The sequence below is a fragment of the Aeromicrobium wangtongii genome (genome assembly GCF_024584515.1).
GTDB lineage: Bacteria > Actinomycetota > Actinomycetes > Propionibacteriales > Nocardioidaceae > Aeromicrobium > Aeromicrobium wangtongii.
In genome coordinates, this window is sequence record NZ_CP102173.1 from 419,409 (window position 1) to 431,878 (window position 12,470).

Annotated in this window: 15 protein-coding genes and 1 tRNA gene; 10 read left to right on the forward strand and 6 right to left on the reverse strand. The window is 69.6% G+C overall.

What is annotated here, in order from left to right; genetic code table 11:
• Positions 1-21: 21 nt before the first annotated feature.
• The 3 genes from NQV15_RS02145 (at position 22) to NQV15_RS02155 (ending at position 1,522) form a co-directional block, all read left to right on the forward strand.
• Positions 22-183: a GPGG-motif small membrane protein gene (locus tag NQV15_RS02145; RefSeq protein WP_232403422.1), complete on the forward strand. Its 162-nt coding sequence runs from the start codon at positions 22-24 to the stop codon at positions 181-183.
• Positions 184-322: 139 nt separating this feature from the next.
• A complete protein-coding gene (locus tag NQV15_RS02150; protein WP_232403423.1) occupies positions 323-823 on the forward strand; it encodes a hemerythrin domain-containing protein in 501 nt (166 codons plus the stop codon).
• Between the two features lie 30 nt (positions 824-853).
• A complete protein-coding gene (locus NQV15_RS02155; protein ID WP_232403424.1) occupies positions 854-1,522 on the forward strand; it encodes a hypothetical protein in 669 nt (222 codons plus the stop codon).
• 70 nt (positions 1,523-1,592) lie between these two features.
• Here NQV15_RS02155 and NQV15_RS02160 read toward each other — a convergent pair whose 3' ends face one another.
• Together NQV15_RS02160 and NQV15_RS02165 are read right to left on the reverse strand one after the other, a co-directional pair.
• Complete coding sequence (locus NQV15_RS02160; protein WP_232403425.1) at positions 1,593-2,009, reverse strand: Hsp20/alpha crystallin family protein; 417 nt, start codon at positions 2,007-2,009, stop codon at positions 1,593-1,595.
• A 139-nt stretch (positions 2,010-2,148) separates the two neighbouring features.
• Complete coding sequence (locus tag NQV15_RS02165) at positions 2,149-2,727, reverse strand: TetR/AcrR family transcriptional regulator (RefSeq protein ID WP_232403426.1); 579 nt, start codon at positions 2,725-2,727, stop codon at positions 2,149-2,151.
• A gap of 19 nt (positions 2,728-2,746) precedes the next feature.
• Between NQV15_RS02165 and NQV15_RS02170 the strand changes: the two genes are divergently transcribed.
• Positions 2,747-3,295: a hypothetical protein gene (locus NQV15_RS02170; RefSeq protein WP_232403427.1), complete on the forward strand. Its 549-nt coding sequence runs from the start codon at positions 2,747-2,749 to the stop codon at positions 3,293-3,295.
• 97 nt (positions 3,296-3,392) lie between these two features.
• On the opposite strand, the gene NQV15_RS02175 is transcribed toward NQV15_RS02170, so the two are convergent.
• Positions 3,393-3,465, reverse strand: a tRNA-Lys gene (locus NQV15_RS02175).
• Between the two features lie 91 nt (positions 3,466-3,556).
• Complete coding sequence (locus NQV15_RS02180; RefSeq protein ID WP_232403428.1) at positions 3,557-3,718, reverse strand: hypothetical protein; 162 nt, start codon at positions 3,716-3,718, stop codon at positions 3,557-3,559.
• A 73-nt stretch (positions 3,719-3,791) separates the two neighbouring features.
• Here NQV15_RS02180 and NQV15_RS02185 point away from each other — a divergent pair, with 73 nt between their 5' ends.
• The 6 genes from NQV15_RS02185 (at position 3,792) to NQV15_RS02210 (ending at position 10,331) form a co-directional block, all read left to right on the forward strand.
• On the forward strand, positions 3,792-3,932 hold the full coding sequence (locus tag NQV15_RS02185) for a VOC family protein (RefSeq protein ID WP_232403429.1): 141 nt from the start codon (positions 3,792-3,794) through the stop codon (positions 3,930-3,932).
• A gap of 134 nt (positions 3,933-4,066) precedes the next feature.
• Complete coding sequence (locus NQV15_RS02190) at positions 4,067-6,181, forward strand: MMPL family transporter (RefSeq protein ID WP_232403430.1); 2,115 nt, start codon at positions 4,067-4,069, stop codon at positions 6,179-6,181.
• 24 nt (positions 6,182-6,205) lie between these two features.
• Positions 6,206-7,360: a sensor histidine kinase gene (locus NQV15_RS02195; protein WP_232403431.1), complete on the forward strand. Its 1,155-nt coding sequence runs from the start codon at positions 6,206-6,208 to the stop codon at positions 7,358-7,360.
• Positions 7,357-8,001: a response regulator gene (locus NQV15_RS02200; RefSeq protein WP_232403432.1), complete on the forward strand. Its 645-nt coding sequence runs from the start codon at positions 7,357-7,359 to the stop codon at positions 7,999-8,001. The genes NQV15_RS02195 and NQV15_RS02200 overlap by 4 nt, the downstream gene beginning before the upstream one ends.
• A 201-nt stretch (positions 8,002-8,202) precedes the next feature.
• Positions 8,203-8,679, forward strand: coding sequence for a universal stress protein (locus NQV15_RS02205; RefSeq protein ID WP_232403434.1), 477 nt, complete (start codon positions 8,203-8,205; stop codon positions 8,677-8,679).
• Positions 8,680-8,738: 59 nt separating this feature from the next.
• Complete coding sequence (locus NQV15_RS02210; protein WP_232403436.1) at positions 8,739-10,331, forward strand: FMN-binding glutamate synthase family protein; 1,593 nt, start codon at positions 8,739-8,741, stop codon at positions 10,329-10,331.
• On the opposite strand, the gene NQV15_RS02215 is transcribed toward NQV15_RS02210, so the two are convergent.
• Together NQV15_RS02215 and NQV15_RS18245 are read right to left on the reverse strand one after the other, a co-directional pair.
• Positions 10,324-11,583: a sensor histidine kinase gene (locus NQV15_RS02215; protein WP_232403438.1), complete on the reverse strand. Its 1,260-nt coding sequence runs from the start codon at positions 11,581-11,583 to the stop codon at positions 10,324-10,326. The two genes, NQV15_RS02210 and NQV15_RS02215, sit on opposite strands and share 8 nt — an antisense overlap.
• Entirely contained in the window at positions 11,576-12,469 is an 894-nt protein-coding gene (locus tag NQV15_RS18245; RefSeq protein ID WP_232403440.1) for a response regulator transcription factor, read from the reverse strand. Before NQV15_RS18245 ends, NQV15_RS02215 begins: the two co-directional genes overlap by 8 nt.
• Between the last annotated feature and the right edge of the window lies 1 nt (position 12,470).

The window sequence follows — 12,470 nt, forward strand, 5'->3', positions numbered from 1 at the left end:
CTACCGACGAAAGGTCGTGACATGGGATTTCTTCTCTGGATCGCTGCGGTGATCCTCGTGATCGCCGGCATCGTGACACTCATCAATGGCAGCCTCCTGCTGGGCATCGTGCTCATCGTGGTCGGCCTGGCCGTCGGCCCCGGTGGCTGGAGCATCTTCAACAAGCGCGGAGCCCGCGCCTAACTGCGGACGCACCGGGCCCGCCCTGTTCTTCGGAACGGGGCGGGCCTGTCTGTTTTCCGGGCACGCCGCGGTTGTGGACGTCCCGAGGGGGTAACCGCCCTGTGTCCGCGCCCAGCCCGATGCCAGCCCAAGGAGCCCCGTGTCCACTGATGCCATCGTCCTGCTCAAAGAGGACCACAAGCACATCCTCAAGACCTTCAAGGATTTCCAGGACGCCGGCGACGACGCCCACAAGACCAAGGGCGATCTGGTCGACCGGATGATCGAGCTGCTGACCGTGCACACCTACATCGAGAACGAGGTCATGTACCCGCGTGTGCGTGAGCTGCTGCCCGAGCTGGAGGACGACGTCCTCGAGTCGTACGAGGAGCACCACGTCGCCGACGTGCTGGTGATGGAGCTGATGGGCATGAAGCCCACCGATGAGCGGTTCACGGCCAAGACCACGGTGCTGATCGAGAACGTCACGCACCACATCGAGGAGGAAGAGGACGAGTGGTTCCCCAAGGTGCGGGAGGCACTCGGTCGCAAGACGCTGCAGGAGATCGGTGCGGAGATGCTCGAGGCGAAGAAGAAGGCGCCGCGCAGTCCCGCCCAGCCCAGCGCGTTGAAGAAGACCATCGACGCCGTCGTCAAGTAAGCGGCCGTGCGATCCGGCGCGGGGGCGCGCATGGCGGCCGGCGTCGCCACCGTGCCGGGACTGGTCCTGCAGGCAGCCGCCGGGATCGCAGGACTCGTCCGGCCGGCTGCCAAGCCGCTGCACCCGGCGGGGTCGCTCGTCGCCGTCACGATCCACCGGTACGGGATGCGGGACGTCGAACGTCTCGGGGTGCCATTCGTCGACGAGCCGGGAACGACCGAGGCCTGGGTCAGGTTCTCCCGCGCCGCGGGCCTGCCCCGTTCGCTGCCTGACGTCCACGGCATCGCGTTGCGGATCCCCGGTGCGGCGGCGGACGGCGCAGACGCGGACGTCCTCCTGGCGACCACCGGGATGGGACGGATCTCCCGCTTCGTCCTGGTCCCCGCGCGATCACGCGGCAGCGCGGCGTACTCGACGCTGCTGCCGTACCGGTCGCCGCGCGGTGCGGTGGTGCTCGCGGCCGTGCCCGAGGACGAGGACGCCTCGACGATGACGCTGGCGGCGGCGACGCCCGGGGGCCAGTGGATCGCGTTCGCGGACCTGTGCGTTGCGGAGAGCTCCGCCTCCGGATCGGGGGACGAGATCTCCTTCGACCCGATCCTCAACATGCTCGACGGGCTGTCGTACTACCTCTGGGCCACACGGCTGCGCGAAGGTTCGTATCGAGCGGCACGGTGGTCGCGCCGAGTCCGCGACTGACCGGCGCACGTCGCGCGGACACAGGACGAGGCTCGATCGAGCGTGTCGACCGAGCCTCGTGTCCGTGACGCTAGGCGGAGATGGAGGTGTGGTCGTCCTTGGTGGACAGCGCGATCTTGCGCGGCTTCGAGCGCTCGCTGACGGGGATCATCAGCGAGAGCACCCCGTGGTCGTAGCTGGCCGAGATGCGCTCGGTGTCCAGCCCTTCGCCGAGGGTGAACTGGCGCATGTAGCTGCCCGCCCGGCGCTCCTGGACGAGCCACTGGGCGCCCTCATGCGGCGCGGGGGTGCGCTCGGCGCGGATCGTCAGCAGGTTGCCGTCCAGGTCGATGTCGATCGAGCCCGGGTCGACGCCCGGCAGGTCGGCGTTGAGGATGTAGCTGTCGCCTTCCTTGACCAGATCGACGGGAACGGCGCGGGGTCCGGTGCGCAGCTGGGTCAGCCCGTTCGCCAGGCGATCGAGCTCGCCGAAAGGATCAAAGGTCATAGCGTTCATGGCAGATCTCCTTCCAGTTCAAAGTTGAGTCCGATCGGCTCAACTAGGACTTTTATAGGGCCGGCTCAAATATTCGGTCAAGTAGGTTTTCTGAGAAATCCCTGAGACTTCTGCGACCCTGCTGCGGCACTCAGCGCAAGGCGTCGGCGTGGGCTCCGCCCCGGATGACGGCCCGGCAGCTGCGCAGGAATGACGCTCCCACGGTCGTGGGATCGCCGAGGTAGCCGGCGACCATGACGCCGTCGCGCAGCAGCATCAGGTCGTCGGCGACGGCCGCCGGGTCCGGCAGGTCCAGCGGCGCCACCAGCTGCTCGTAGGCGCTCTTGCACCATGCCCGGTGGGCGTCCACTGTCTTGCGCACGGCCGTCTCGGGATCGGGGTACTCCGCTGCGGCGTTGATGAACGGGCAGCCGCGGAAGCTGGCGGTGCACGCGGCCGTCCCGGTGTGGTCGGCGATCAGTCGCAGGGCTTCGTCGACGTCCCCGTCGGCATGGGCGATGGCGGCCCCCATGCCGTCGCGCTCGGCGGCGGCGCGGCCCTCGAGATAGGCGACCACGAGCTCGTCCTTGCTGCGGAAGTGGCGATAGAACGTCACCTTCGTCGTGCCGGCGCGCTCGATGACCTTGTCGACGCTGACCGCGCGCAGACCGTAGGCGTAGAACAGCTCGTTCGCGGCGTCGATCAGACGTTCCCGCACGGATCCCGGCACGGTCCCGATCATAGGTGCCATGTCCACCACCGAGACCCCGCGCATCGCCCCGGCGCTGCGCCAGCTGTACCTCGTCCGATTCGGCTTCGCCGTCATCTGGGCTGCCTTGCTGTTCGCCACCGGCTCCGACATCGGAGTCGTGAGCGGGACGCTGTTGATCGTCTACCCGCTGTTCGACGTCGCCGCCGCCCTCTTCGACCTCCGCACGTCCAGGGGCACCCGGCCCGCCGCGGGCCTGTACGTCAACATCGGCCTCAGTCTGCTGACTGCTATCGGACTGGCCGTCGCCGTCGGCTCCGGCATCCCCGACGTGCTGCGGGTGTGGGGCGTCTGGGCGATCACGGCCGGCCTCGTCCAGCTGGTCGTGGCGCTCGGGCGTCGTGGCATGGGTGGCCAGCTGCCCATGATCCTCAGCGGTGGCATCTCCGTGCTGGCCGGCGCCGGATTCGCGACGCAGGCATCTGCCGGCGACCCCTCGCTGACCAACCTCGCCGGCTACGCGACCCTCGGCGGCATCTTCTTCCTCGTCTCCGCGCTGCGCCTCGGGCGCACCGCGAAGGAGGCCTGACATGCCGGCACCAGCTTCGACGTCATCGTCATCGGCGCGAGATCTGGCTGCGCCTGCTGGAGACGTACGGCCGGGACGCCTGAGCGGCGCGGTTCGGTGGGCCCCGTGGGACTCGAACCCACAACCCGCGGATTAAAAGTCCGCTGCTCTGCCAATTGAGCTAGAGGCCCGGGTCGTGGGACGTCATGCACAAACCGACTGCACGGTGTCCGTACCCGATCACGAGTATCGCAGAGGTGTCCCGCCGGCGGCGGGCGGAGCCTACGCCGAGGTGCCCGCGCCGCCGATCGTCCGCAGCAGCGCGGCCGCGATCGGGGCTGAGTCGACGTCGCCCCGCACCGCCAGCTGCAGGCTGTAGCCGACGCAGATCGTCACGAACGCCTCGGCGGCCTGCTCGGCGCGCGATTCCGCCGCTGCGGGCATCGACGCGACGACGCTGGCGCGCGGCTCAGCCAGCTGGCGAGTGACCGCCTCGGCCAACGCTGGGGTCAGGGCCGTGGCACCGGATCACGACCAGGAGCTGGATCGCCTCCGAGGCCTCGGGGCGACCGTCGTGGCCGAGCAGACCGCCGGCAGCCTGCGGTGGACCACGCTCGCGGACCCCGAGGGCAACGAGTTCGACCTCATCGCGGGCTAGGACGGCCCGCTGAATCGCGGTTGAGCTCCGTCGATGTGCTCAACCGACCGGCCGGTCGTACGCCGAATGGAGTACGCCATAGTGCCTGCCGTGGCCGGACGTTTCGGCGCCGCTGGAATGACAGCGTGATCGGCATGACTATTCAACTCCCGGCGCCCGACCACACCGGTGCCGACAAGAAACCCAAACGATCACCGGCCAAGACCCTGCTGCCCTGGCTCGTGCTGGCTGCGTGGATCGGGCTGCTGGTGGGCGGCTTCTCGCTCGCCGGCAAGCTCGACTCCGTGACCCGCGACGGCCAGGCGGACTACCTGCCGGCCAACGCCCAGTCGACCAAGGTGCTTCAGGCTGAGGCAGGGCTGCCCGGCGGTGAGAACGGCCTGCTCGTGATCTTGTACGAGCGACCCGGCGGCCTCGACCCGGGCGATCGGGAAGCGGTCGTGAGCGGCCAGGCCGAGCTGGCGGAGCGGCTGGGCACCGACGCGGAGGTGTCGCCCGAGATCGTTCAGTCCGACGACGGCACGTCCCTGATGTACACGGCGTCGCTGGGGGGTGAGGCGGTCGCCGAGGAAGCCGGAGCCACCGCCGATGCGCGCAAGGCACTCACCGGCCATCCGGACGGTCTGGACGTCTACGTCACCGGTCCGACCGCGCTGGGGGCCGACATGGACGAGGTCTTCGACGCCGTGGACTCGACCTTGCTGCTCGCCACGGCCGTGGTGGTGGCGCTCCTGTTGATCGTGACGTACCGCAGTCCACTGCTGTGGCTGGTCCCGCTGGTCTCGGTCGGGGCCGCCGCGATCGCGTCGATGGGTGTCGTCTACGCACTGACCCAGATGTTCGACTTCACGATCACGAGCATGAGCTCAGCGCTGCTGATCGTCCTGGTCTTCGGCGCGGGCACCGACTACGCCTTGCTGCTGGTGGCTCGCTACCGCGAAGAGCTGCACCGCCACGAACGACCCATCGACGCGATGCTGGCGGCACTGCGCGGAGCCGGACCGGCCATCCTTGCTTCGGCCGCGACGGTGGTCGCGGGCCTGTTGTGCCTCCTGGCCGCGGATCTCAACAGCATCAGCAGTCTCGGCCCGGTGGGTGCGGCGGGCATCGGCGCCGCACTGGCGGTCATGCTGACCCTCTTCCCGGCCCTGCTGGTCCTGCTCGGACGCCGGATCTTCTGGCCGTTCGTGCCGCGCGTCGGCGATGAGGTCCGCGCGTCCGGATCGAGGTGGGCTCGACTCGGCGAGCTGGTCGCGCGCCGACGCGTCATTGGCTGGGTGGCGCCGCTGGTGGTCCTGGGCGGTCTCGCGCTGGGCACCGTCGGCGTCAACAGCGCACTTCCACAGCTGGAGCAGTTCGCCCGTTCGACACCGGACTCGGTGACCGGGGCGAAACTGATCGAGGATCGCTATCCCGACCAGGGCGGTCAGCCGCTGACCGTGATGAGCCGACCGGACAACAGTCGTGAGGTCCTGGCAGCCGTCGAAAGCACGTCGGGGGTCGCCAGCGCCGAGATCGGCCGGGCCGGCGCCGACTGGGTGGAGATCTCGGCGATGCCGGTCGACGCGGCGGAAAGCGCGGGCGAGACCGCGACGATCAAGGACCTTCGGGAGAACGTGCGAGAGGTCGCCGGTGAGGACGCGCTGGTCGGCGGCTCGAGCGCCGAGAAGCTCGACGAGGCCGAGACCAACAAGAGCGACCGCAATCTGGTGATGCCGCTGATCCTGCTGGTGGTGCTTGCCATCCTCGGGCTGCTGCTGCGGGCAGTCGTGGCACCGCTGGTGCTGGTCGCCACCGTCGTGGTGTCCTACTTCGGAGCCCTCGGACTGTGCAACCTGGTGTTCGACCACGTGTTCGGGTTCGCCGGGATGGAGTCGTCGGTGCCCCTGATCGGGTTCCTCTTCCTGGTCGCGCTCGGTGTCGACTACAACATCTTCTTGATGAGCCGGGTCCGTGAAGAAGCCGTCCGGCACGGGACTGTCGAGGGCACGAAGCGTGCCCTTGCCACGACCGGTGGCGTGATCACCTCGGCCGGCGTCGTGCTGGCGGCGACGTTCGTGGTGCTCGCCTCGCTGCCGCTGGTCATGCTGGTCGAGATCGGGGTCCTGGTGGCCGTCGGCGTGCTCATCGACACCTTGCTGGTGCGGTCCATCGTGGTTCCAGCGCTGACGATGTCGCTGGGTTCGCGGATATGGTGGCCCAGCAGGCTCTGGCGTGCAGAACAGGACCGTGTCGATGACCGTGCGTGAACGATGATGGTGCTTCGTCCGCCAGTGGCCGATTGGCTGCTGGCGGCGGGGTCGTTCGTGCTCGGCGTCGTCGGCGCGGTGACGCTCGAGTCGGTTGACTACGACGGCGAGCGCCGTGTCGATCTGTTGGCGATCGCGCTGCTGGGCGCGATGTCGGCGCTGTTGCTGGCTCGCCGGCGATGGCCGATCCTCGTCGTCCTGGCGGTCATCGCCGTGTCGACGCCGTACCACCTGCTCGACTACCCCCACGAGGCCACGATGGCGGCCTCACTGGTGGCTGCCTTCACGGCGGCGCGCTACAGCGAACCGCAGCGGCGGGCGGTCGCCGCGCTGGTGGCGGTGGCCGCGGTGACCGTGCCGGTCCTCGCCGACGAGGCATCAGGGGGATCCGGCGATGCCCTCCTCGGCGCCGGCTGGCTGTTCATGGCCTTCTTTGCCGGGCTGGCGGTCCGCTTCTACCAGAACTGGACCGCCGCCGTCGCCGCGCGGGTCGAGCAGGAACGGGCCGACGAGGTCGAGCGGCGGGTCGCCGAGGAGCGGGTGCTGATCGCCGCCGAGCTGCACGACGTCCTGGCGCACGGCCTCGCGATCGCCAACGTCCAGGCATCCGTCGCTGCGCACCTGATAGACCAGCTGCCGATGCGCGGGGATGCGTCGCTGCGGGAGGTGTCCAGCACCTTGCACGGCCTGGCAGACACGAGTCGGGCCACGCTGCATGAGCTGCGTGCCGTGCTGGACGTGCTCCATGGTGGCGAGGGCGAGCCGACCGAGCCGGCGCCCCACCTCGGTGAGCTGCAGAGGCTGGTGGAGATGGCCGAGGCGGCTGATCTCCGGGTCGATGTGGAGGCGGACGGGCTGTCGGGCGAGCTGCCGGCGACGGTTTCCGTCGTGGCCTATCGGATCATCCAGGAGTCGCTCACGAACGTCGTTCGACACTCGACGGCCGATCACGCGACCGTCCGACTCGACCAGGACGGCCGCCGGCTCCGCATCGCGGTTGTCGATCAGGGGCCCGCGCGACCGAGCCCAGCCCGGGCGTCACCCGGATTCGGGATCGTCGGCATGTCGGGGCGAGCGCAGGCCGTCGGTGGACAGCTGTCCGCCGGGCCGGGGGAGTCCGGAGGATTCGAGGTGTGGGCCACTCTGCCTCTGCCGGATGCCTGGCCGGTGCCATCATGATCCGGGTGCTGCTCGCCGATGACCAGGCTCTGGTGCGCGGCGCCTTCGCGCTGCTGGTCAACTCCGCTGATGGCATGGAAGTGGTCGGGGAAGCCGGCACCGGCGACGAGGCAGTGGCGCTGACTCGGGACCTGCGCCCGGATGTCGTCCTGATGGACATCAGGATGCCGAGCACCGACGGCATCGAAGCCACGCGGCGGATCTTCGCCGACGAGGGAGCCACCAGCAGCAAGGTGCTGATCCTGACCACGTTCGAGACGGACGTGAACGTACTGCGGAGCCTGCGCGCCGGGGCGTGCGGATTCCTGCCCAAGGACACCCGCCCGGATGCGCTGCTGGAGGCCATCCGTACCGTCGCGGCGGGGGCGGCGCTGCTGTCACCCGGCGCAACCAGAGCGGTCATCACCCGTGCGCTGAGTCGTCCCGACGCGACCGCGCCCGAGCGGCTGGCCAGCCTGACGGCGCGCGAACGTGAGGTGCTTCAGCTGGTCGCCGCGGGCCGAAGCAATCAGGAGATCGCGGACGAGCTGATCGTCAGCCCGCTGACGGCCAAGACCCATGTGGGCCGCATCCTCGCGAAGATGGGCGCTCGCGACCGGGTCCACCTCGTGATCGCCGCATACGAAGCAGGACTTCTCTAGGTTCTTCGCCAAGCAGGGCGTTGCTGTCCGAGGGCATGATGCGGACCGGTTGCGCGTCGCCGAGTGGGAAACATGAGCGCATCTTCCCTTGCAGTGCCGGGGCCGAGGGCCGCCCAGCGCCCCGTGGGCCGACCGTACGGCAACCGCGCTGTGGGTGGAAGGCTACGGTGAGAGCCCGGTAACAATGTGGATGGAGAAGACATGACGGTCAAGCGCGACATCACAGTCAATGGCGGCATCCTCGTGGCCCACGACGGCTCCGACTCGGCCGATGCTGCGTTGCAGACCGCACTCCACGTCGCGGGCGCGTTCGGCAACAAGGTCGAGGTCGTCCGCGCCTGGAGCCTCGCATCGGCGCCGACCCCGCCCACGCAGGAGATCGGCTACGTGCCGCCGCTGGACGACTTCGAGGCAGCCACCCTCGCGGCCCTGGAGAGCGATGTCGCCGCGGTCCGCGCCGAGTATCCCGACGTCACGATCACCTGCTCGGTGGTGAACGGCAACGCCGCCGAGAAGCTCATCGAGGCATCGGAGCACGCTGACCTCCTCGTGGTCGGCAGCCGCGGGCGCGGTGGTTTCGCCGGCTTGCTGCTGGGCTCGACGAGTGACCAGGTCGTCCACCACGCCAAGTGCCGTGTGCTGGTCGACCGCGGCGGTCGCAGGTCCTCAGCCGACTGAGAGCTACCCACCGTCGCGTCGCGTGGACAACTACTCGGACGCAGAGTAGGACTTGAACAATGAGACTCGGACGGATCGTCGCAGGGGCGGGTGTCGCGGTCGGTGCCGTGGCGGCACGGGACCTGATGCAGAAGAAGCACGCGCTGATGCGCAACTACCCGGTGATCTCGCACGCGCGGTACCTGCTGGAGACCATCGGCCCCGAGCTGCGTCAGTACATCGTCACCGGCAACGACGAGGAGCGTCCGTTCAGCCGCGATCAGCGGTCCTGGGTCTACGCCTCGTCCAAGCTGGAGAACAACTACTCCGGCTTCGGCACCGACAACGACATCGAGCACATGCCGGGCTACGCGATCATCAAGCACCGGACGTTCGCCAACTCGCTGCCGCACGATCACGCCGAGGGCATCGGGCTGCCCAGCGCCAAGGTGCTGGGCGGTCCGCGCGGACGCGCCAAGGCCTTCCGCCCTGCGTCGGTCGTCAACATCTCGGGGATGAGCTTCGGCTCGATGTCGGCCAATGCGATCAAGGCCCTCAACGAAGGCGCCAAGATGGCGGGCTGCCTGCAGAACACCGGCGAGGGCGGGTTGTCGTCGCACCACCGCCAGGGCGGCGACATCATCCTGCAGATCGGCACGGCCTACTTCGGCTGCCGCAACCCCGACGGCACCTTCTCGTTGGAGCGGCTCAAGGCCGTCGTCGACTCGGCACCCGTCCGTGCCATCGAGATCAAGTTGTCGCAGGGTGCCAAGCCCGGCCTCGGCGGGCTGCTGCCCGCCGCCAAGGTCACCGAGGAGATCAGCCAGATCCGTGGCATCCCGATGGGACAGGACTGCGCGAGCCCTTCGCGGCACACCGCGTTCACCGATGTCGACAGCCTGCTGGACTTCGTCGAGCTGCTCGCCGACGAGACCGGGCTGCCGGTCGGCATCAAGAGCGCCGTGGGAGAGATGGGGTTCTGGGACGAGCTCACCACCCGGATGGCCACCGAGGACCGAGGCGTCGACTTCGTGACGATCGACGGTGGTGAGGGCGGCACCGGCGCCTCGCCGCGGGTCTTCGCCGACTCGGTCGCGCTGCCGTTCCGGATGGCGTTCGCCCGGGTCTACGCGACGTTCGCCGCCGCCGGCCTCGCCGACGACGTGACGTTCATCGGCTCGGGCAAGCTTGGTCTGCCCGACAACGCCGTGGTCGCATTCGCGCTGGGCGCCGACATGGTCAGCGTGGCGCGCGAGGCGATGCTGTCGATCGGCTGCATCCAGTCGCAGAAGTGCCACACCGACCGGTGCCCGACGGGGGTGGCGACCCAGGACCCGTGGCTCGCGCACGGGCTGGACCCGGCGTCCAAGGCGGTGCGGTGCTCGCAGTACATCCAGACGCTGCGCAAGGAGCTGGTGAAGATCTCCGAGTCGGTGGGCGTCGCGCACCCGGGGCTGATCACTCCCGACGACATCGACATCCTCAACGGCGACTACGAGGCCCGGTCGTTGCGTGATTCCTATGGCTACCTGGACGGCTGGGGGAATCTCGGAGCCCGACTGGCCGAGGAGATCACCGAGCTGATGGCACCGGGTGGTTCACGCCCCGAGTCCGGCTCGATCGAGCAGGGTGAGGGCGAGAAGCCCCTCGGTCAGGACACCGAGATCACCTGACGTCTGCGCCCGCCTGGGCGTCGATGCCGGACTCTGCGCTGCGTGCGGGAGCCAGGACGAGCGCGACGGTGGTCGTGGGTACGTCGACGACCCCGATGAAGCCGCCGAGCGACTCCGCCCGGGTCGCCGCCTCGGTCAGACCGCTCCCGGACCCGTCGGGCGAGGCGTGGACGATCCCCGGCTCGATGCCGCGGACGCCCTCGTCGCTCACCCGCAGCCGGAACTGGCCGCCTTCCGTGACGATCTCGACCGTCACGGTCCCGGTTCCGTGCGCCAGCGCGTTCTCGATCAGCACGTCCACGATCCGCTCCACCGGAGCGCGCACCGTCCGCACCACGGCCGGGCGGGACGCGACCAGCACGAGGGGCCGTCCCTCGGTCCGGGCACGCGCCGACCAGCGGTCCGCCGCATCGGCTGCGACGTCGTTCAGGTCGAGGTCGGTCTTCTCGCCGAGGCGGCCGCCGTCACCTTCGAGCAGCGTCGTGACGACCTCGCCGAGCCGGTCGACCTCCGCCAGGCTGTGGTGCAGCTCGTCGGCGACCGCGGGCGGGATCTCCGGCCACAGGGTCATGTCCTCCAGCGACAGTCGAAGGGCCGTGAGCGGCGTGCGCAGCTCGTGCGACGCCACGACCGCCAGCTCCCGCTCACGCTGCACCAGTGCTTCGAGCTGGGTCGCGGCGGTGCGCAGCGCGGCGCCGAGCTCTGCGGCCTCCCGGATGTACGAGCGGTGCACCGGGGTGTCGAAGTGGCCTTCGCCGATGCGGGTGGCGTCGGCGGCCAGGCGGCGGAACGGCCGGGCGAAGCGGGCGGCCATCAACCAGCCGATGATCCCGGCAAGCGCGGCCAGGGTCAGGCCCAGGACGACCAGGGGCAGCATCTGATCCGAGATCCGATCGGAGCTGACGGATGCGTCCTGCGTCAGGATCACGCGTCCTCCGCCGTCCTGGACGGGGCGGGTCGCCGACACGTCGTTGTCGTGACGCGGTGTCGTCCGCGTGCTGGTCGTCGTGCCGTCGGCGGCCACGTAGGTGATCGTCTGGCCGGGGTGGGTCAGACCGTCCAGGAACGACCGGGTGGCTCCCTCCTCCACCTGGCCGGAGATCGCGACGGCCGCGAGGTCGGCGGCCTGGGCGACGGCTTCGTGATCCTGGTCCCTGACGAGGTCGGCCGTGGAGTAGGCCAGGACCGCGCCGAAGGCGACGATCATGGCCACGGTCATCGCGACCAGCGTCACGACCAGCCGTTCACGCATCCGGGTGGTTCTCCAGCCTGAAGCCCACGCCGCGCACCGTCACGATGCGCGATGTCGTCGGGGTGTCCTCCAGCTTCTGCCGCAAGCGTCCGATCGTGGTGTCCAGCGTCTTGGTGGAGCCGAACCAGTTCTCGTCCCACACCTCGTCCATGACCCGTTCGCGGGTGAAGACCGCCCCCGGGCTGGAGTGCAGCAGTGCGAGGACGTCGAACTCCTTGGCGGTGACGGTGAGCTCTTTCGGGCCCACCCACACGCGCCGTCCATCGGCGTCGACGCGCAGCGCGGTGCTCGGGGCGCGGTCCGATGGCGAACCGGTCCGGGCAGAGGCATCGCCCGCCCCACGATCGGACGCGTCGCCGCTCCTGCGGTCGGCGGGTCCGCCGGTGCGGTCGCTGCTTCGTCGTCCGTACGGGCGCACGGTCGGGTCTTCGGGCAGGATGCCGCCGCGGCGCTCGAACGTCGGGCCGGGCTGCGGGGATGCGGCTCCCGCGGCAGCGCCGGCTGCGGCTCCCGCGGAGGGCGCCGCGCGGCGCAGCAGTGCGCGGGAGCGGGCCATCAGCTCGGCCAGCCCGAAGGGCTTGGCCAGGTAGTCGTCCGCGCCCACGTCCAGGCCCACGACGCGGTCGAGCTCGCCGCCGCGGGCGGTCAGGATCATGACGCCACCGATGTAGCCGCCGGCGCGGATCCGCCGGCACACCTCGAGACCGTCGATGTCGGGCAGTCCCAGATCCAGGAGCACCAGATCGACGCCGCCGGCCTGGACCCGTTCGACGGCCGCCAGGCCCGCTGACACCCGTTCGACGAGATAGTCCTCCCGCTGGAGGGTACGGATCAGGGGCGCGGAGATCTGGTCGTCGTCCTCGACGAGCAGCACGAGGTGGGGCATT